Source organism: Acetivibrio saccincola, assembly GCF_002844395.1.
Taxonomy (GTDB): Bacteria; Bacillota; Clostridia; order Acetivibrionales; family Acetivibrionaceae; genus Herbivorax; species Herbivorax saccincola.
In genome coordinates this window covers 344,879-365,112 of sequence record NZ_CP025197.1, presented here as the reverse complement: position 1 = coordinate 365,112, position 20,234 = coordinate 344,879, and the positions used below count along the sequence as shown (strand labels likewise).

At 34.0% G+C, this 20,234-nt stretch carries 15 protein-coding genes and 1 pseudogene; 6 read left to right on the top strand and 10 right to left on the bottom strand.

Annotated elements, in window-relative coordinates; translation table 11 throughout:
- Positions 1 to 80 precede the first annotated feature (80 nt).
- From HVS_RS01750 to HVS_RS01720, 7 genes and pseudogenes are all read right to left on the bottom strand, one after another.
- Entirely contained in the window at positions 81 to 974 is an 894-nt protein-coding gene (locus HVS_RS01750; protein ID WP_159063343.1) for a helix-turn-helix domain-containing protein, read from the bottom strand.
- A 70-nt stretch (positions 975 to 1,044) separates the two neighbouring features.
- Entirely contained in the window at positions 1,045 to 2,739 is a 1,695-nt protein-coding gene (argS, locus tag HVS_RS01745) for an arginine--tRNA ligase (protein WP_101298737.1), read from the bottom strand.
- Complete coding sequence (locus HVS_RS01740; RefSeq protein ID WP_101298736.1) at positions 2,702 to 3,172, bottom strand: YwiB family protein; 471 nt, start codon at positions 3,170 to 3,172, stop codon at positions 2,702 to 2,704. Before HVS_RS01740 ends, argS begins: the two co-directional genes overlap by 38 nt.
- A gap of 246 nt (positions 3,173 to 3,418) precedes the next feature.
- Positions 3,419 to 4,225, bottom strand: a complete 807-nt coding sequence (murI, locus tag HVS_RS01735; RefSeq protein WP_101298735.1) for a glutamate racemase — start codon at positions 4,223 to 4,225, stop codon at positions 3,419 to 3,421.
- Between the two features lie 182 nt (positions 4,226 to 4,407).
- Positions 4,408 to 5,526, bottom strand: a complete 1,119-nt coding sequence (locus tag HVS_RS01730) for a D-alanine--D-alanine ligase family protein (RefSeq protein WP_101298734.1) — start codon at positions 5,524 to 5,526, stop codon at positions 4,408 to 4,410.
- 323 nt (positions 5,527 to 5,849) lie between these two features.
- Complete coding sequence (locus tag HVS_RS01725; RefSeq protein ID WP_101298733.1) at positions 5,850 to 8,405, bottom strand: tetratricopeptide repeat protein; 2,556 nt, start codon at positions 8,403 to 8,405, stop codon at positions 5,850 to 5,852.
- A 493-nt stretch (positions 8,406 to 8,898) separates the two neighbouring features.
- Positions 8,899 to 9,851 (bottom strand): annotated as a pseudogene (locus HVS_RS01720) (IS110 family RNA-guided transposase); the annotation flags it as partial.
- On the opposite strand from HVS_RS01720, the gene HVS_RS17680 reads away from it, so the two are divergent.
- Both HVS_RS17680 and HVS_RS01710 read left to right on the top strand, forming a co-directional pair.
- Positions 9,777 to 10,220, top strand: a complete 444-nt coding sequence (locus tag HVS_RS17680) for a transposase family protein (protein ID WP_101304031.1) — start codon at positions 9,777 to 9,779, stop codon at positions 10,218 to 10,220. The pseudogene HVS_RS01720 and the gene HVS_RS17680 sit on opposite strands and share 75 nt — an antisense overlap.
- Positions 10,216 to 11,559, top strand: coding sequence for an ISL3 family transposase (locus tag HVS_RS01710; protein WP_341456970.1), 1,344 nt, complete (start codon positions 10,216 to 10,218; stop codon positions 11,557 to 11,559). Before HVS_RS17680 ends, HVS_RS01710 begins: the two co-directional genes overlap by 5 nt.
- Before the next feature lie 584 nt (positions 11,560 to 12,143).
- Here the strand turns inward: HVS_RS01710 and HVS_RS01705 are convergent.
- From HVS_RS01705 to HVS_RS01695, 3 genes are all read right to left on the bottom strand, one after another.
- Entirely contained in the window at positions 12,144 to 12,872 is a 729-nt protein-coding gene (locus HVS_RS01705; protein WP_101298731.1) for a dockerin type I domain-containing protein, read from the bottom strand.
- A gap of 123 nt (positions 12,873 to 12,995) precedes the next feature.
- The gene (locus HVS_RS01700; RefSeq protein ID WP_101298730.1) at positions 12,996 to 15,107 is read right to left on the bottom strand and encodes a hypothetical protein; all 2,112 of its coding nucleotides are present in this window, start codon (positions 15,105 to 15,107) and stop codon (positions 12,996 to 12,998) included.
- A gap of 59 nt (positions 15,108 to 15,166) precedes the next feature.
- Positions 15,167 to 15,991 (bottom strand): copper amine oxidase N-terminal domain-containing protein, encoded by an 825-nt coding sequence (locus tag HVS_RS01695; RefSeq protein ID WP_101298729.1) that lies wholly within the window; start codon positions 15,989 to 15,991, stop codon positions 15,167 to 15,169.
- A 517-nt stretch (positions 15,992 to 16,508) separates the two neighbouring features.
- On the opposite strand from HVS_RS01695, the gene HVS_RS01690 reads away from it, so the two are divergent.
- The 4 genes from HVS_RS01690 (at position 16,509) to prmC (ending at position 20,213) form a co-directional block, all read left to right on the top strand.
- Positions 16,509 to 17,327, top strand: coding sequence for a motility protein A (locus HVS_RS01690; RefSeq protein WP_101298728.1), 819 nt, complete (start codon positions 16,509 to 16,511; stop codon positions 17,325 to 17,327).
- Positions 17,328 to 17,338: 11 nt separating this feature from the next.
- On the top strand, positions 17,339 to 18,133 hold the full coding sequence (locus HVS_RS01685) for a flagellar motor protein MotB (protein WP_101298727.1): 795 nt from the start codon (positions 17,339 to 17,341) through the stop codon (positions 18,131 to 18,133).
- Between the two features lie 57 nt (positions 18,134 to 18,190).
- Positions 18,191 to 19,177 (top strand): DUF1385 domain-containing protein, encoded by a 987-nt coding sequence (locus HVS_RS01680; RefSeq protein WP_101298726.1) that lies wholly within the window; start codon positions 18,191 to 18,193, stop codon positions 19,175 to 19,177.
- 88 nt (positions 19,178 to 19,265) lie between these two features.
- Positions 19,266 to 20,213 (top strand): peptide chain release factor N(5)-glutamine methyltransferase, encoded by a 948-nt coding sequence (prmC, locus tag HVS_RS01675; protein WP_101298725.1) that lies wholly within the window; start codon positions 19,266 to 19,268, stop codon positions 20,211 to 20,213.
- The last annotated feature ends 21 nt before the right edge of the window (positions 20,214 to 20,234 follow it).

The window sequence follows — 20,234 nt, the reverse complement described above, 5'->3', positions numbered from 1 at the left end:
TACAGGCAAAAAAAAAGAAGGTATAGATAGAATAATTCCCAATGACAAAAAAAATTAGGATTTACCTAAAATTATTTAATTTATACATATCTGTGCTTTTTTCTAAATTCTAAAGGAGTGGTGTTTGTGTGTTTTTTGAAAACATGACAAAAATATGGGGTGTTTTCAAAACCACATTGACGGGAAATTTCAGAAACCGGATGGCAGGTCTCTGCCAAAAGCTTCTTTGCTTTGTTTAATTTAACCTTTAATATAAAATCATGGGGAGTCATCCCTATGTTTTTAGTAAAAACCTTGTGAAAATGACTTGGGCTTAAATTTGCAATTTTTGAAAAATCACTTAATAACAGCTTTTTATCAATATTATCTTCAATATACTTTATAACCTCTTTTAGAGATTCAAAATGATGGGACATAGGTATAGTATTGTTTTTAAAAGGATCCGTTGAATTCTGGTAGAGATAGCATATTAAATTTAATATTTTTGTTTTAAGGCTTAAATCAGATATTTCTGTTGGTGTAATAAATTCTTTAAATATTGATTCAAACAGGTATTTTGTTTTTTCTTTGTTTAGTGGCTGGAAAATTTGTGGTATTTTTTCAAGAATATCATTTTCACAATAGTTTTGAAAGTTCTGGTTGTTGTATACATAATACTTATTAGGATTTTTTCTGGTGTTATTTAACATGTCGACAGCAATCAGATAGCAGCTGTAAGGCATAAAACCCTGGGTGTACTGACCGGGCTTTCTGTAAATAACATCTCCTTCTTTTAGTTCGTAATGTTTGTCATCAATTATCATAGAAGCGCCGTCGCTATACAAAATATATTCAAATTCATAGTCATATACGTACCGTTCTTTTAACGCATATCCCTTTGGCATTTGTTCAACCTGGGAAAATAAAGCCGCTGTAAGTACCTTAGGTGAAATTTCCTCATCGGTGACTTTTACTCTTTTTAACTGAATACCCATATATTTATCCCTCCACATACAATAAAAGCTTTGGGTGCGTAAAAGCACCCTCGCTTTTAAAGCATTCTAATTACATCTTGTCCGGGGCATTTATACTAAGCAGCTCTAATACATTCCGTATAACAATTTTTGTACTGTCAACAAGTATTAGTCTTGCATTCATTATTTCCTCTTCTTCACCTTTTACCCTGCAGGCGTTGTAGAAGCTGTGAAATGCTGCAGCAACATCATAAACATAACGGGTCAGCCTGCTTGGCTCTAACGTCTCAGCAGTAAGTCTTATCTCTTCCGGATACTGGGCAAGCTTTTTTAAAAGCTCTATTTCTTCTTCCTTATCCAGCAAAGAAACATTCACCTCATCAACATCAGGAACTTTTATCCCTTCACTTTCTAAAACTTTTAGCATGCTGCATATTCTTGCGTGGGCATACTGCACATAGTAAACAGGGTTTTCATTGGACTGTTTAACTGCCAAATCCAAATCAAAATCCAAGTGGTTTCCTGACGCCTTGGTATTAAAGAAAAATCTTGCTGCATCTCTTCCCACTTCTTCTAAAAGGTCTGTCAGGGATATTGATTTTCCTGTCCTCTTTGACATTCTGGCAATTTCACCATTTCTATATAGGCGTACCAACTGGAATATTACGATATCAAGCTTGTCCGGGTCAATTCCAAAGGCCTCCACCCCGCATTTCATCCTAAAAACATGCCCGTGGTGGTCAGCACCCCAGAGATTTATCACCCTGTCATAATTTCTTTTTAAAAACTTATTCCTGTGGTATGCAATATCTGCCAGAAAATATGTGGGTACCCCGTTATTTCTTACTATAACCTCATCCTTTTCAGCCCCAAACAAAGTGGCTTTAAACCAAAGGGCTCCGTCCTCTTCCCTGGTATAGCCCTTTTCCTTTAAGTACTCTAATGTCTCTTCTATTTCACCGCTGTCGTATAGGGATTGCTCTGAAAACCATACATCAAATGTGACCCCGTATTCCTCCAAGGCCTTTTTAATTCTTTCAACATTTTTAGGAAGAGCGTACTCAACAAGGGCTTTTCTCCTCTCGCTGCTGTCAACATCAAGAAGCTTGTCCCCATGTTCTTCTATATAATTTTTCATATGCTCTATTATGTCTTCCCCATGGTACCCGTCTTCAGGGAACTCAACGGCATCTTCCCCCTTTAAAAGCTGCAGGTACCTTGCTTCAAGAGATATGCCGAATTTCTCTATTTGATTCCCGGCATCATTTACATAAAATTCTCTTGTAACGTCATATCCTGCCCTTTCAAGGACACTGGCGATACAGTCTCCCAGCGCCCCCCCGCGGGCATTTCCCATGTGGAGCGGCCCTGTAGGATTTGCGCTGACGAACTCAACCATAACTTTCTGGCCGCCCCCTACATCTATCCTTCCGTACTCTTCCCTTAAACGCTGTATATCCTTCAAGGAATCATACAGCCAATTATTGTTCAGGTAAAAGTTTATAAAGCCCGGACCTGCAATTTCAACTTTTTCAATATATGTACCTTCAAGGTCCATATTTTTAACAATGATTTCTGCTATCTGCCTCGGAGCCTTTTTAGCCATTCTGGCTGTCTGCATGGCTATATTTGTAGAAAAATCCCCATGGGACTTTTCCTTTGGAATTTCTACAGTTACCTCCTCTATTTCAAACTCCGGGAGTTCCCCTGCCTCCACAGCTTTTGAAACAGAATTTCTTACCGCATCATCAATTTGTTTCCTTATGTTCTCCACTATATTTACCATCTAACTGCCCTACCTCTCTTATAAACATATGAAAATCATTTTGTCCCGATTTATTATCATCTATATCCAATTCATAGTCAACCCTTACTTCCCCGCCTTCGTCATCCACATCCACCAATACAACATTTGTAGTTACCCCCACTGTAAAAGTACCGTACTTGGTATCGTAGTATGACACATGCTTCTGCCCCTGTTCAAATATAAACTGGGTATTCACCGAACCAAATCTCATTAAAGTAACTACCCCGTCTTCTCCTATTTTTAAAGTTGTTGTAGTTCCTTCCATTCCTGTAACTTTGCTTTCTTTGTACGTAACATAATAAGTATTGCCTTTTTTGTAGTATTTACCCTCTGTAACCAATTCAAGTGTATTTATAACTCTATTACCTGTAGTTTGAATCCCTCTTACAGAAATAATAACATTTTTATTCATAATGCATCTCCTCCATTTTACAAAGGTTTGATACCCTGTCCTTTAGGGTACATACCTTCTCTAGTTTAATACTTTCCTGCCTGCATTTTTTAAGCTTTTCCTGTGTTGTTTGCTGCAAAAAAGTTGCTTAAAGTAATACCTTAAAGAATTGCTTTAAAGTGATGCTTCAGGGTTGTACTTCATGGCTGCATTTCATTGCTACGTTTTATACCGGTGCTCTATTGTAATGCTTTGTAGTTGTGGTTTTTAATATCTTTCAATATCCACTCTTTCAGCAGAACGTATTTTCCCGTTTAAAATGGAATTTCCCAGAGATTCAAACTTCTTTACACTATCACTTGTATAATACCTGTATACAGGTGCAACATTTTTATCCCTCTCAATTTTTCTTACATCTATAACCTCCTTTACCACCTTAGCAACTTCTAAAGCTGAATTTACAAGCTTAACACCATCCCCCATAACTTTTGAAATAACATTTTTCAAAAGAGGATAGTGGGTGCATCCTAAAACCAGTGTGTCAATACCCTTTTCCTTCAAAGGTTCCATATACTCCTGCGCTATCCTGTATGCAATGTCGTTATCCCACCAGCCTTCTTCCACCAGCGGAACAAACAGAGGACATGCCTTTGAGTGAACTTCAACAGTTGAATCCAGGCGCTTTATAGCCTTTTCATACACACCGCTTTCAATTGTGGCAATGGTGCCTATTACCCCAATCTTTTTGTTTTTTGTCTCATTTACGGCTGCCACAGCCCCTGGCTGGACAACCTCTACAATTGGTATATCAAAGTTGTTCTTTACCAGTTCAAGACTGCATGCACTAGCTGTATTGCAGGCAATTACAATCATCTTTATATCCTGGTTTAAAAGAAAACGTATGTCTTGAAATGTGTACTTTATGACAGTTTCCTCAGATTTAGTCCCGTATGGTGCCCTACCACTGTCTCCAAAGTAAACAATACTCTCTAAAGGAAGTAAATTATTTATTTCATTTAAAACAGTTAATCCCCCTAATCCTGAATCAAAAATACCTATCGGTCTGTTATCCATGTGTATTCCTCCAATAATCTTGCTGCATCCGGCCCCTTTCTAAGCTTTAAACCCTTCTTTATAAAAGCCCTTCTTTAAAATCTATAAAATCCTTCTCCTAATTTTAAAAGTTAATTTTAATGCTTAATTTTAAAACTTAATTTTAATACCTAATTTTTGAATTATAATGCCAATATGCATTTTTATGCATCCACTTGCCTTATATTGTCTTTAAATCTTTCTATTGCTAAATCAATAAGTTTTTCAATAAGCTCACTGTAAGATATTCCTGACTCCTGCCAAAGCATAGGATACATGCTTATATCTGTAAAGCCCGGAAGTGTATTTATTTCATTTATAAATACCTTCATACTTTCCCTGTGAACAAAAAAGTCCACCCTTGAAAGGCCGCTGCAGTCCAATGCTTTATATGCCCTTATGGCATATTCCCTTATCTTCTCCACAATATCCTTTGGAAGGTCTGCAGGTATCAATATTTTAGACTTATTGTCAATGTACTTTGCATTATAATCGTAAAATTCATTGCTAGGTACTATTTCACCTACAGTTGATGCTATAGGCTGATCATTTCCTAATACGGCACATTCAACTTCCCTTCCGTCTATAAACTCTTCCACCATTACTTTTCTGTCATATTTTGCCGCATAATCCAATGCCTTTTTAAGGTCATTCCTGTCTGCTGCCTTTGAAACACCTACTGACGACCCTGCATTAGAGGGCTTTACAAAAACAGGATAGCTGAATTTATCTTCTACTTTTTGTGCAATACCCAAAAAATCATCGGCAATTTCCTTCCTGGTAAAGTACAGGTAATCTGCCTGGGGTATTCCTGCCTTTTCAAATATAATTTTTGCATAAACCTTATCCATGGCTAAAGCAGAACTTAAAACCCCACAGCCTACATAGGGTATTCCTGCCAGCTCCAAAAGCCCCTGTATAGTGCCGTCCTCTCCATTGCACCCGTGAAGAACCGGGAAAACAACATCTATCTTAATTTTTTGGCTGTCTAAAGCCTCATCTCCTACTAGAATATTACCCATAACGGAGTTAATTAAAACATTGTCCCCTGTATGAGTTGCTGCGTTTTCCCTGAGAGCTGCCTCTTCCCATTCCCCTGAAGAAATTTTTTCAACCGGTCCGTTATATGGAAGCCACTTACCTTCTTTTGTTATCCCCAACATAAAAACATAAAATTTTTCATAATTAATATTTTTCAATATAGAAGTTGCTGATATCCTTGAAATTTCATGCTCTGATGATTTACCGCCAAATATAACCAAAACCTTTTTTTTGTGGCTCATTAAAATTCTCCCCTTTATATCAGTTTCCTCTGATAAAATATATATTTTTAATTTTACTATTTAAGTACACTAACTTCAAGTTTTACTATGAAACTTTAATGTAAACCATTGAAGTTTTATCTAATATTAATATCGGAATTTTCTTAAAAAAATACAGCACAAAATAAGCTTAGGATAATATTTCTAAAAAAGTTAGTTTGTCTCTTTGGTTGGTCAGTAAACTATTTATTCAGCAAGCTTTTACAAGCTATTTTTATTCAACATATATTTATTCAGCGAGCTATTTTCGAACTATTTATTCAATAAATTATTTATTAATCAAATTATTTATTCAGTAAACTATTTATAAAGTGCCTTGGGAACTCTATTCTGTAATTTAGTTTTCTTGCCAGTTCCAATAATTCCTCCTTGTAAGGTGTCTGCTGTTTTTCCAACGCCAACAAAATAAGCAGTTTTTCATTAGGATACACTCCTATTTCATTTATGTCCTCCATAGTCCATTCTATCTCTCCTGAAAGACATTCTGCAGCTTTTTTATATAAAATATCATTTTCTTTATATTGCTCTATAACATAATTAAGATACTCAGATGCTTTTTCAGCATCGGTTTCTGCCAAATGAAGCAGGAGCAGGTAATAACTTCCCAGCTCATCATTTATCGCAATATCTGCCGCCCTGTCATAGTCACCGTTAATAAAGGCATGTTCAAATGCCATCACTGAATTATCATCCCCCATATTTTCAAGTATGGAGGCATAAGTATGTACGTCACCTGAGCAATAGGCAATTACTCCTTTAAGGTAGCTATCCCAAAGCCGGATTGTCTCACTGTCACTATCTTTTATTCTTTCCAAATAATTTGAAACAGCCTCCTCTGCAGCGGCAACATCACCTTTATGCATATGTAAAACTACTTCTCCTAAAACCAAACTGCCATTATAAGGTTCTCTTCCTTGAAGCACTTTGTTTCTTTCCATCAAGTCATCATACATCTTAAGTGAAAGCATAATTTCTTCCATAACATAGTTAAAACTTTCTTGACCTTCCCTGATATCCACAGCTTTTTTTACATAATCATAAGCCTTCTCAAAATTCCCCATGCCAAAATTTATGTAACCTAATATATAATAACCAAAGGCAGAAGGGTTGTCACCTTCAATGGATCTCTCCAATAAACTCAATCTTTCCTGAAAATTCTCTTCAATCCTGCTTAAAAGGTAATAAAGTTCATTATTATCTTTTTCATTTTCTAAATATCTGGTGTATTCCTCTTTTAAATTGTATGAAGGATGATTTGACTCCATGTAATCCTGATAACAAATATGTAAATTCACCAATACCGGTCTTTCATCTAATTTACTTCTTAAAAAATCTAAATATTTGTCTTCATCCTGGTAATATGAAAGCAGCTGAAGGCTTCTTTCATTATCAGGATTGTACACAAGTTTTGATTCTATATGAGAAAGGGCATCTTCATGGTCAACACTTCCTAAAACATACATATAGCTAGATAAAGACAAAAAATCTTCCATCAGAGCCAGACGTGTTTTTTTCTCTTTCTTAGAGCTGAGTTCTAAAGTTTCCGGAAACTCCTCAAATAGAAAATTCACCGGTTCCAACTCATAAAAATACCTGCCGGTGTAATATTCATACCAACTTTCGTCATACTCCGGCAATTCCCCTCTATAATCATCTACTACATATATTGTTTCTTCTCGCAAAAGCACAGCCACTTTGTCAGGATTTAAAATGCGCAATTTCCGTATAAAGGGTCTTTTCCAAAACGGGGTATTAATTTCAAACTCAAACTCCCCTTCAATTATATCAGATTCTACAATATTGACCTTTGTAGTGCCTTCCGGTACTTTAATTTTTTCCGTACTCATAGGCAAAAGTTTTATTTTTTCCCCATTTACTTCAATGCTATAGGAGGTATTTAATCCGTTTATCACATACACTGTCCGGGACAGCCCTGCAAAATATGAAATCAGTGTATATATCAGTATCATACCTGTAATAAATATTAAAGGCATAACTTTAGGAAGTATAAATGAAATATTTGAGCTTCCTTCCTTTTTTCTGTCCTGGATTGGGGAAATTAAATTCCCTTTAATTCTCTTATTGCTGTTATAGTGCCGTTGTGTTCTCTTTTTATACCTTTTAAATTCTATATTGTCTGCTATATCCGGGTAAACCTCTTCTATTTTGTTTATTACTTCCAATGCATTATCGTGTTCCCCAATAAACTGGTAGGATTCAATTAGTAAAAAAATATAATAAAGCTTGGATTCATCTGGATAATCAAAAATATGGGTAAGATAGCTTTTAGCTTCGTCAGGCTTAAGATTTTTAGCTAATGTCTCAGCTAATTCCTCTTTTACTCCCACATCTTCTTTTATTAGAAGGGAAGCTTTAAAGGCTCTCTCTGCTTCATCAAACTGATTAAGGAAAAGATGGGTTTCTCCCCAAAATTTCAATATTTGAGGGTCATTCATGCAGTAATTTTGAATGTCCTGCTCTAAAGATTTCAGTAGTTCAACATCCCTATAGAAAACTATTGACTCAAAAAGTTTCTTTGCTTTTTCAACATTACCCGGCTCTTGAATCCATGAATTATATAGTTCTTCGCCAGCCTCTTTTTTCATTCTCTCCCACTCTGAAAGTTTAATAACTCTGTGTTTCCTGCATACTGAACATTCATCAATTATTTTCTTTTCACCTAAAGGCAATACAGGAATATAAAGAAAAACAAAAAACTTAGTTGTATCATAAGTTTTAAGGGTAGAAGGTTTATTACAAAATTCGCAAATCCCTTCACGTACATGTTCATTTTTTTTACCATAATACCAAGTACCAATACCATTATAGGTATGCGGCATAGTACAACACCTCCACAAAATACTCAAAAACATAAAAAAACATTTCTCATAATATTATTATATTTATTCAATTATATATCTAAAATTAGATAATTCCAACAGTTTTTTTAAGGTTTTGCCACCGATTTATAATTGCTTTTTTCTTTTTTTAATTAAAATCATATTTAACTTTTTGTTTACATTTTTATGCAGATATTTTTATAGCAGCAATCAAGACACTTCATGTAATAGATAAATCTTTATACATTTTTGTTTATTATTACTTCATATAAGAAAATTTTCGTTTTTTACATTCTATTTTGATCCCTGTCTTGCTTAAAATCCCACTTCAACTGTCCTTTAGTAAACTCGGGTTGTTTATAAAATCGCCTAATCCATTTAGATTTTTCAAAGTACTACCCGTTCCCTCACTACAAGGACTATATATATTATATAATTCTTGTTACCATATCTCAATTAAAAATCCAAATACTTCTAACTACTTCTTTTTCTCCTATGACTTCTCATACGGTCTATACTCTGTCTTGGTCTTCATCATTCCGTAGATTATCCTCACAAGCCTTCTTGCTATGCATATTAGAGCCTGTTGCTTGGCTTTACCCTCTTTAACCTTCTGTTCAAAATACTCTCTGAATACTGGATGTCTTGGCTTTCCTGACGATGATATGGCTACCATTTGTATAGCCAAAAAATAAAATATAGCATTCAACTCTCTGTTGCCATTTCTACACCTTTCTTCCTTACCTTTGCCTGCTGAACTAAAATGTACAGGGCCAATCCCATAAAGCGAGCTAACTTATCTGAATCTGGAAATCTATTAATATCGCCAATTTCAGATACAATCTTTGATTCTGTAATAAGGTCTATCCCTGGCATAGTTTGCAACTTATACCCCGTCTGTGGCAATAATTTTCTTAACTGCACTTCTATGTCTTTTATTAGTTCCTGATTGTTCTTAATATCTTTTACGATATTCCTCACAATAGAATCTCTTTCTTCCTGATACCCCTTCTGTGTATTTCCATCCTTTTTAATCATATCGATAATTGCATGAACACGTTCTATCTTCAATGCCTGATGTACTGCTTTTATTGTTTTATAAATTTGTTCTGGTGTAGTACTCCAAATATGCTCTGGTGAAGGATAGTTTTCCCAAAAACATAGTGCACTTTTGCCATCAACCTGTGCAAAGAACTTCTTATAGGATGGATAACTATAAGACAACTGGCTATGTAATTGGTTTTTGTTCATAACATTGTTTTTTACTATCATATCTCGCCTTTTTGCCAACTGCCGAATTGCCCAGTATATATCCTCATGTTTTGCATCCTGTAATGTATCCATCATATCCCTTAATACCCTTGCAACACAATAAGCATCATAAGAATCATCCTTGTATACAATAGGTTTTGTACCACATATTTTCCTGATATCCTCAACAAATGCTATATAACAGTAACTTCCAATCGAAAAGAAGTAACATGCCCATTTTGTGGCTGGCCATCATCCAGAATACATTCCACATATAACAGAACCTTTCAGGACCTTCCAGTACAAGGTAATAAGGTATTTATTATTATACGTAACAGAAAATTTTTTTGTGATAATTCTGATTGTAATCATACTACCTTTGCAGAAAGGTTTGATTTTATCTCCTATAAAGCGAAGAAAACCCGCCGTCTTGAGGATGAAATTGTGCGACTATCAATAAATTGCAGTTCCATTACAGCATCAAAAATACTAAAGGAAAATGTTGTGGATATTGGTAAAAGTACAGTTTGTAATCTTTTAAAAAAAAGAAACACCGGTAATTGATAAAAAGACTATAACAGCTGTTTGTATTGATGATTTTGCTATTAAAAAGCGTAGAAGCTATGGAACAATTATGGTAGACATTTTTACGCATCAAATACTTGATATGATTGACTCAAGGGATTATGAGACTGTTTGTGAGTGGTTAAAATCATATCCAAATCTTCGTATAATATCAAGAGATGGGTCTGTCACCTATAATAATGCAATTACAGGTGCACACCCGGAAGCTTTACAAATAAGTGACCGTTTTCATTTGCTAAAGAATTTGACTTCCTATGTAACAGAGTATCTAAAAAAGAGATTAAAACCGCAAGTTTCAATACAATCTGTCAGTCAGGAAATTAAAGAGGTAGAAACAATAAAACAGGCGAATGAGAACAGAAAACTCACATTGAAAGAAAAATATGAAAAGATAAAACAACTTTCATTAGAAGGAAGATGTAAGACAGAAATTTGCCGAAGCTTAAATATGGATATACGAGCTTATGATAAATTAATAGCAATGACCCCTGAAGAAAGGGAAAAGTTGTTCCAGACAAAAAATATGATCATACATGAAGAAAAAGTAAAGCAAAAAATGGAACGTATAAATGAGGTGCGGGAGTTAAAGAGAATAGGTTTGAGTAATATAGAGATATCCAAACGTACCGGACTTGATAGAAAAACAGTTAGAAGATATCTTGATGAAAACTTTAATCCGGTTCATGCTTCCTATGGCAAAAAGAGAAATGGGAAACTGACACCATATATAAAAACGATTGACGAATACCTTGAGAGAGGAATGATGGGTTCATATATTGTGGAAAAGATACATGAAATGGGATATGATGGTTCGTCATCAACTGTGCGGCATTATATGACAGACTGGAAGAAACGGAGAAAAAAATATTACGATAGAAGTAGAGAAGATGGGACAAAAACAGAAATAATAAAAAGAGAAAATATATTTAAGCTATTGTACCACCCAATAGAAAAAGTAAAAATAATCAGTGAGAAACAATTTGAAATGATATGCAAAGAATATCCGTTTTTTGAAAAAATATATAAAATAACATGGGAATTTAAGGATATGCTAACTAATAAAAATATTGAAGCCTTCGATAAATGGATAGAGCGGGCTAAAAATCTAAACATACCGGAAATAAACAGTTTTATAAATGGAGTTGAACGAGATATGGAGGCTGTAAGAAATGCGATAAAATATGAATATAGTAATGGGCTTGTAGAAGGGTGTATTAATAAACTAAAGGTAATAAAACGAATTATGTATGGCCGTTGTAGTTTTGAAACATTAAAAACCAAAATTCTCCAGCTTGAAAAAATGAGGTTATTCAACTAACTATGGAAAGAACCAATTAAATTTTACCACTGACAGTTAATGAAGGCGAAATTATTGTAGCATTAAAAAAATATAGTGTTAGACGTTTAGAGGAAACCACTAAATTGCTAAATCGATTTAGAAAGATAAAATTGTTTGGTAGTTAGTATATTTTAAATTATTAAAAGCTTTTGTTTATTTATACAGGATACTGACAGAATGAAGAAGCAGTGCATTATTACCTCAATAAAAGAATGTATGTTCCAAAAACATCAAGGTTTTTTGCAGGAGGATACTTACCGGGGTGTTCTAAATGCCCCGTTGATTTTAAATCTTTATACATATTGAAATAATAACCCTATATAGTTTTAGAAATGATTATCCGTTGAAATGGAAGGGTACAAGTACAATTTAACAAATAGCGGAATTAGCAGGTTTAGATGAAACAATTATCTGGCGTCATGATAAATATAAAAACTAATAAGGCTTGAATAAAAAAATGTATCTATACAGGCAATTTTCATAAGTCACATAAAAACTCCCCATTTGCTAATGGGGAATTTTTATAATAGTGAGGAATGATTCTTACTAATAGGAATAATTTCCTATCTACCCACAAAAATTTGTACGATAACTAAACCACGTATTGGGCAGCGGATAGCACCGATACCTATATAATTATACTTTGGGTCAGTTATTATTTCATTATACAAATCAATTTGGATTAATTGATTAAATGAAGAAGTTGCATTTAGTGATATTGATACTGTTTCGGTTGCATATTTAAAAGGTATATTAAAATGATTAAGCAGTTCACGTGTTGTTCCATATGTTGGTGAAATAGATGAAAAAAAGAAATCATCAACCATTTCTTGCGATTTTATTCGTGCAACATCGACAAGGTCTTTATCACACTCAAAAGGTTCGATACCTGCATTTAGACGTACTTCGTTAATAAGATCGAATAAAATTTTTTCAGAATTAGTCAAATATGATGAGGGACTTGTATTGTCAGGAGGATTTTGTATAGGAAATTCACTTATGATTTGAAGAACATAACGTTGAAGAATTGAATAATCTATACTGTCTATAATACTATCACAATTTAAATCTGCAGATTTTGGATGAGCTAGGCTGTTAATAATATTAAGTATAAATCTTTTTAACAAAGTGACATCAGTGCTATCTATGTTTCCGTCACCGTTTATGTCTCCGTAGGTGATTGAATTACTATTTGCACTTATTACGTGAACATTGTTTAATAAGAAAACAGAAATTAATAAGAAAACAGATAAAATACAAACGCAATTTAAACTCTTAAATATTTTTTTCATATAGTAAAACCCTCCTTTGTTAACCCCACCACTTAAAATAAAAAATATGGGGAAGTCACCTCTTTTCTGTGGTTTAGACAAACATAAAAAGCCTAGGCTTGCAGCCTGGGCTTTTTATCAAAATTAGTTCAAATCTATTAAGTGGTTAACTTCAATGTCTGCATCTTCAAATATTTGTGTAAAATTATACAGCGTATCGGATTCGTCTTTGACAACATAATTAATTTTTGCATGATCGCTAGGTAAATTAATTGTTCCGGTTATAGTAGGTGGGTCATTGTTCCATCTGATATTTTCAAATGGATTATCTGGATCATCTGGTTTATCTGGATTTACTTTTACTAATAATTTTAAGAATATAGATTTAGATAATTTTAAGGATCCATCTTCTTTTAGCAAATCAATGCTTGAAGCATTAGGAATATTAAAGGTAATAGTATTTTCGTCGGTAATTTCAAAAGAATTTACGTCTAGATAATCTTCATTGTCAAGATCATTTCCAAAACCATATTGCACGCCTGTAACTACAAAATTTAATGGCAGTTGGGCTTCAAAAGTAGCACTGTTTATAGTAAGTGATTCAAAAACAGGAGCTTCAGTAGTTTCTTTTAAAGGAGAAAGATTTAATGAATCTAAGTTGAAGTCGATTTCATTAAGTGTGTCAGGTCGTTTATAGTTTCCAGCAGAAATACCTATAGAATTTGCAACATTGTGTAAATTAGGCACTTCTTCTTCCCCGACATTAAGAGCTTCGGTTAAATCAACAAATATTACTTGGATATTTTCAGTGTTATTATGTTCGATAACTTTCTTTGCATATTCAATTGCCTTATCAGCATCATCAGGTATTTGGTATCCTTGGGCATTGCCGGTTAATAAAAACTCATCATTAGTAACGGAGACAGTGGTATATGTGTTTGGTGTTTTAGCTGTAAAAATAACTATATTTTTAGAAAGACTGGTGGAACTGCTCAGGTGGTGGTAAGCATGTCTTAAACCATCACCTAAATTAACATTTAAATCATTTTCCTCTCTATGATTAGCTCTGGTTGCAAAAGTAATAGTTGTGGAGTTTGTATATTCACTAACGTCATTTATAAGATTATTTACACTTTCTAATACTAAAGGAGCAGATTCAGTGAATATTCTTTTTTTGATTATATCACTGGGTTTATCATCCTCTGGGTATTTGAATTTAAAATCATTTTTAATTGACAGGTCTTTTCCTATAAAACTACCAATAAATTCAGCACCACTTTGCCCTTGAAATTCCATTTTTCCTTTAGGTGCCAGTGCCATACCTTTGAATTGGTTTTCTTCTAATTGAATACATATGTTTCCGTTTGCGGAAATTAAATTAACATCATCAATTTCTTCCATTTTCTGACCTTGAAGTGTTACATTACCTGTTGCCATAATGAAAGCGTCTTTTATTTCACCTAATAGCTCAGGAGCTTGACGTACCCCTTTTCCGGTAGATATCACTAAATTACCATCAAAATACATATCAGAATCTATAACAAATGTTCCATCACCTTCAATCATAAAGCATTTTTCACCATTCCATTCTTTGTAATATAATTGAACACCGCCATTTAAGTTTATAGGTAAGGAATTTATTAATTCTTGATCATCTTTATCAAAAACCCTGAAACCGTGTAGTCCATCTAATCTAGATGCGTTATTGGTAATTGAAGTCATAAGCATTTCTATTTCGGAGACACCATATGAATTTTCTTCATCCGGGAACCAGTGATCAAACCTGTTTAAATCCTCACCTGTTACGCGAGTTCCGTTTTTTGGAGGCTGACCATTCCAATCTTCACATTCATAAGTAGAGTTTATTTGTATGTTGGAGTCATCATTATTAACTGTTTTCTTTGAAAAGAACTTTCCGTCTACTGTTGTTCCGTATCCTATAATATCAGTATTATTTCTTGAAAATAAAACGTGATCAAAAGGTCCATCACCTATAGGAACTTCTTTTAAATTAAAAGATGAATCTATCAAGAAAACAACATCTTTGTTTGTTGGTTCAAGAGGAATATCTATTTTTCCACTTTGTTTATAGGTAATATTCGTTGAACCTCCCAGAACTGTAGGGGCACCAGGAATTACTTCTGAATCAAAAATAATAAACTCTTCATCTAAAGCATTTACTAAGATGTTAAAACTGAACAAAATGCTTATCACAATAAATAAGCATGTAAATCTTTTAAGAAAAATTGTTTTCATACATTATACCTCCTTTATTTTTATAATACCATGTAAACAATAGCACATAACATATTACATTATAATTCGTATTTTACTACTGTTTTATATGTTCCGTCATCTTGAAGAAAATTAACAAAAATATATTTAGGTTTATGATTTGAAAAGTTATAATGTGATGCAGTATATTCATATAAATCCGAACTATTCTTGTTATATATTGGAACAGATATTAGTGATTTATATGCATTATAATAAACTTCTACACGCATACCTTCCAAATTTAAATTAGTTGTTCCTTTTACAATTACTTTTCCGTCTTCTTCTTTAGTTATACTATCAACTGTAAACACTATATCCTTATATGATGCTTTTTCACCTAATTTGTAAGTTGTCTTTGTTGTGCCACCAGGTCCGCCCGGTATCTCTTGTGGCGGATCTTCCACCAAATACGTTATTGTTACAGTCCTTGTTGCAGCATCCCAGTCTACTTCTGCCCCGACACTTTCACTTACAAACCTTAATGGAACAAATGTCCTGTCATCAGTTATTTCAGGAGCCACATCTAAAGTGTGCTCTACACCGTTTACAACTGCAGTTTTTTGCCCTATGGTAAGTTCCATAACTGTTGTATCATTTTTAGCATGTACTGTACGTGTTTTGTTGTCCCATGTTACTTCCATTTGGAGTTTTTCAAAAATTCTTCTAAATGGAATTAAAGTCCTGCCTTCTTTAATGTAAGGATAAGGGTCATTTGCATCAGTTCCAAATTCCATTACTTCTCCGTTGACAATGATTGTGATGTTGTCAGGATTAGCATATACGTCAGGTGTCAAAATGAATGTGTTTAAGAACAGTAAGCAAGCGACGACAGAAAGCACAGTCAATAAACTTAGCTTTTTCATGTTTCTTTCCTCCCCAAATTATATATTCGCATAAGTTACGTGTTTTATATCTTATAATATGTAATTGTAATAACAACGTAGAATAGAAAATAGAATTGGTAAACCGATAACCACATGGATTGGATTGTAGATTGGTTTATAGGTTAGCTCATAGATTGGTTTGACGGTAATGCAACCAATAAGATATATATTAACGTAAAAACTATATAAGACCATTTTTCATTTATCATTTTTAAAATGGTCCGGCAAATAATATTTTAATTATATCCCTCCTTTACAATTACATTATTTATAGTACGTGGAATAATCTGCATACATCTTATGTCCCAATTATTATAGTATTTCTTATATTTCATTATACATCAAAACCAGGGAAAAATAAAGATTATTTTGCCAAAAACAAAGGAAAATCAATATTATTTCATGATTCGGATAAAAAGTCTAAATTTAATGATGGGAATTTCCGATATGTGTTTTAGGAAATAAAAAATTATTAAGGATAGAAGGGGAAGAAAACGTGGATATTGCAACTTTAATAGGTATAATTGTAGGAGTAGCATGTATTATAGTAACAATAGTTTTAGAAGGCAATATACTGGTATACTGGAGTCTTACATCTGTCTTTGTTACAGTGGGTGGAGGTATAGCTTCAATCCTTGTTTCCTACCGCATTGGCGAAATTGCCAAAGTTATGAAAGTAGTTGTCAAAGTCTTTAAAGGAAAGGAATTACAGCCTCAGGATACAATAAGACTTCTTGTGGATCTTTCTTTAAAGGCGAGAAAAGAAGGGCTGCTTTCCCTAGAAGCAGACCAGGAAAACATTGAGGACAGTTTCTTAAAACAGTCACTGCAGCTGGTTGTTGACGGGGTTGAGCCTGAAGTTATAGTTGAGTCTATGGATTTAGAAATTGAAAATATGCAGATGAGACATAGCAAAGGGGCTGGAATTTTCAGAAGTTTAGCATCACTGTTTCCTGCATGGGGTATGATAGGAACTCTTATAGGTTTAATAAACCTCTTGCAGTCTCTTGATGACCCGTCTAATATCGGACCTGCCATGGCATTGGCGTTGATAACCACTTTGTACGGAAGTGTTCTCGCAAACTTTATCTGCACCCCTATTGCGACTAAGTTAGAGCTTAAAAGTAAAGAAGAAATACAGGAAAAAAGAATGATTATAGAAGGAATTTTGTCTATACAATCAGGTGAAAACCCAAGGATATTAGAACATAAATTAAGGACGTTTTTATCCCCACAGCAAAAAGAGCAATATGACAGAGAGTCAGAACAAGCTGAATCCAGAAGTAGTCAAATAAAAGATGCTGTTACTGAGTGAGGTTTTTGATTATGAGCAATAGAAGAAAATATCAGGTAGAAGAAGAAAAATCCCAAGGTGCACCGGAGTGGATGGTCACTTATAGTGATATGGTGACTCTGCTTTTGTGCTTTTTTGTCCTCCTGTATTCTATGGCTGTCATTGACCAGCAAAAATTTGAGCAGGTGGCGGAATCCTTGAGGAATGCTTTTTTAAGCAGCGGTGGAGAAATTTTTGAACACAATAGCGGTAAGGATGTAATGGATATGTTGAATGACTCTGATGAAAGCAGTCTTAATGACAGTAACATAGAGGATGGTAATAATTTGGATGATAATTTGGATGATGATTTGGCAGCTAAACTGGAGGCAGAAAAGAAACAAAAAATGGAGGAATTCATAGAAGAAATAAAAGAGTATATTGATGAAATGGACTTAGACGAACATGTCAAAGTTATTGAAGAAGAAGAACAGGTAATTTTAAGAATAGATTCAGTTATTCTATTTGATCTTGGAAAAGCAGATATTAAAGAATCCGGAAAGGATACTTTAAGAGATGTTGGAAAGCTTTTAAAGGAAATTGATACAGAAGTGGTTGTACAGGGTCATACTGATAATTTGCCTATAAACACCACCCTGTTTCCGACAAACTGGGAGTTATCCACTAAAAGGGCTACCAATGTTGTTTTATTCCTTGTAGAAGAAAGTAATTTAGACCCATACAAACTTACAGCCACAGGAAATGGAGAGTTTAGACCTATTGCCCCTAATGATACCCCTGAAAACAGGCAAAAAAACAGAAGGGTAGATATTGTTGTGGCTAAATAAAAAAGAGTGTAGTATAATGTTAGTTGTAAATACAATTAACATTAGAGGGGTTTAAAAATGAATAAAAACAATAATATATATAAACCAAAGCATAAAACAAGTATAGGGGGGCAGGCTCTTATTGAGGGTCTAATGATGATAGGTCCTGAAAATGCAGCAATAGCAATAAGAAAGCCCGACGGGGAAATTATAATAGAAAAACGTCCCACACCTAAAAAAAGTGCATTTTCAAAAATTCCAATTATAAGAGGTGCGGTGGGGCTTTTTAAACAAATGGTTTTAGGGTTTAAAGCTCTTATGTTTTCGGCGGAGTTTGTAGATATAGAAGAAGATATAAGTGAGGATGGGAAAGAACAAAAACCTTCTAAAATAGATATTTTTTTAGAAAGAGTGTTTGGGGATAAACTTAAAGATATATTGATATATTTTTCAGTTATTCTTTCCCTTTTCTTTTCAGTGGGATTGTTTATACTTTTGCCAAATTTTTTGTCAGAGCTTGTTTTAACCAAAATATTTGAATTTGAAAAGGGGTCTAAGGTTTTACTTTATAATATTTTTGAGGGATTTATCCGTGTCTTTTTATTTTTCCTCTACCTTTACTTTGCATCTAAGCTTAAAGATATAAAAAGGGTATGGCAGTACCACGGTGCAGAACACAAAACCATTCACTGTTATGAAAATGAGGAGGAGTTGACAGTTGAAAATATCAAAAAATATCCTACGGCTCACCCCCGGTGTGGTACTTCATTTCTCTTTACCGTTATGATTGTGAGTATACTTGTTTTTTCAGCTACAGGAAGACATGAGAATATTTTGATAAATCTTATTATGAGGATTGTGCTTTTGCCCCTTGTGGCAGGTATATCCTATGAGATAACAAGGTTTGCAGGTAGAAGCGACTCTAAGATAGTGGGAATTGTCAATGCCCCGGGTCTGCTGTTTCAAAAGTTTACCACCAGCGAACCTGATGAAGACCAGATTGAAGTTGCAATAGAAGCTATGAAAAACGTCCTTGTAGAAGACAGGGAATTGGATAAATGGTAAGGGAATAATAATGAGAAATAACTGCGAGGAATAACAGTGAGGAATAATAGTGAAGAATAACAATTAGGGTATAATAGTGGAGGAAAAAATGATTTTAAAAGATGTTTTAAAAGAGGGAGTAAATTTTTTAAAATCTTCAGGAAATGAAGCCCCGGCATTTGAAGCTGGGGTTATATTATGTCACGTATTAAAATGCCGGAAAGTATTTTTATATACCCATGATGATTATAATTTAAATGAAAAAGAATACAGGGAATATATTGAGGCTGTTAGAAAAAGGGCTAATGGTGAGCCCCTTCAATATATTACCGGGCATCAGGAATTTATGTCACTGGATTTTAAAGTAACTCCTGATGTATTAATACCAAGGCAGGATACAGAAATTTTGGTTGAAAGCGTCCTTGAATATGCAAAGGATGAAAAAGTTACAAAATACATAAATGTTAAAGATTCAAAGGATATAGAAGATACAAAGCATATAGAAAGCACAAAAAATACAAAAGATAGCAGCATTGATATTTTAGATATTGGAACGGGTTCAGGCTGCATAGCTGTGAGTCTTGCCCATTATATAAAAAACAGCAGGATAGTTGCCGTAGATATTTCACAAAAAGCCTTAGATGTTGCAAAATATAACGCCCAAAAGAATAATGTGGCAGATAGAATAGAATTTATATGCGGGGATATTTTTACAGGTCTTAAAAATATTTTCCGGGGCGGCAAAAAGAAGTTTGATGTAATTGTTTCAAATCCTCCATATATAGCATCTCATGAAATTCCCTATTTAGAAAAACAGGTAAAAGACTTTGAACCTTTAAAGGCATTAGACGGGGGAGATGACGGTTTGGATTTTTACAGATTTATAGTAAAAGAGGGGGTAAATTTTCTAAAAAGAGAAGGACTTTTAGCTTTAGAAGTTGGAATAAACCAGGCATGGGATGTTTTAAAGATGATGGGAGAAAAATACCTTAACATTAAGGTAGTAAAAGACCTATCAGGTATAGAGCGGGTGGTAATGGGCTTTTTTAGATATTAATCCAATAATAAGAACCAAAAA

Excerpts from the sequence above, each read along its gene's own strand:
- HVS_RS01680 (WP_101298726.1), top strand. The coding sequence starts at position 18,191 with ATGAATAAAAACAATAATATATATAAACCAAAGCATAAAACAAGTATA.
- HVS_RS01725 (WP_101298733.1), bottom strand. The coding sequence starts at position 8,405 with ATGCCGCATACCTATAATGGTATTGGTACTTGGTATTATGGTAAAAAA.
- HVS_RS01730 (WP_101298734.1), bottom strand. The coding sequence starts at position 5,526 with ATGAGCCACAAAAAAAAGGTTTTGGTTATATTTGGCGGTAAATCATCA.
- prmC (WP_101298725.1), top strand. The coding sequence starts at position 19,266 with ATGATTTTAAAAGATGTTTTAAAAGAGGGAGTAAATTTTTTAAAATCT.
- HVS_RS01685 (WP_101298727.1), top strand. The coding sequence starts at position 17,339 with ATGAGCAATAGAAGAAAATATCAGGTAGAAGAAGAAAAATCCCAAGGT.
- murI (WP_101298735.1), bottom strand. The coding sequence starts at position 4,225 with ATGGATAACAGACCGATAGGTATTTTTGATTCAGGATTAGGGGGATTA.
- argS (WP_101298737.1), bottom strand. The coding sequence starts at position 2,739 with ATGGTAAATATAGTGGAGAACATAAGGAAACAAATTGATGATGCGGTA.
- HVS_RS01740 (WP_101298736.1), bottom strand. The coding sequence starts at position 3,172 with ATGAATAAAAATGTTATTATTTCTGTAAGAGGGATTCAAACTACAGGT.
- HVS_RS01705 (WP_101298731.1), bottom strand. The coding sequence starts at position 12,872 with ATGAAAAAAATATTTAAGAGTTTAAATTGCGTTTGTATTTTATCTGTT.
- HVS_RS01700 (WP_101298730.1), bottom strand. The coding sequence starts at position 15,107 with ATGAAAACAATTTTTCTTAAAAGATTTACATGCTTATTTATTGTGATA.
- HVS_RS01750 (WP_159063343.1), bottom strand. The coding sequence starts at position 974 with ATGGGTATTCAGTTAAAAAGAGTAAAAGTCACCGATGAGGAAATTTCA.
- HVS_RS01695 (WP_101298729.1), bottom strand. The coding sequence starts at position 15,991 with ATGAAAAAGCTAAGTTTATTGACTGTGCTTTCTGTCGTCGCTTGCTTA.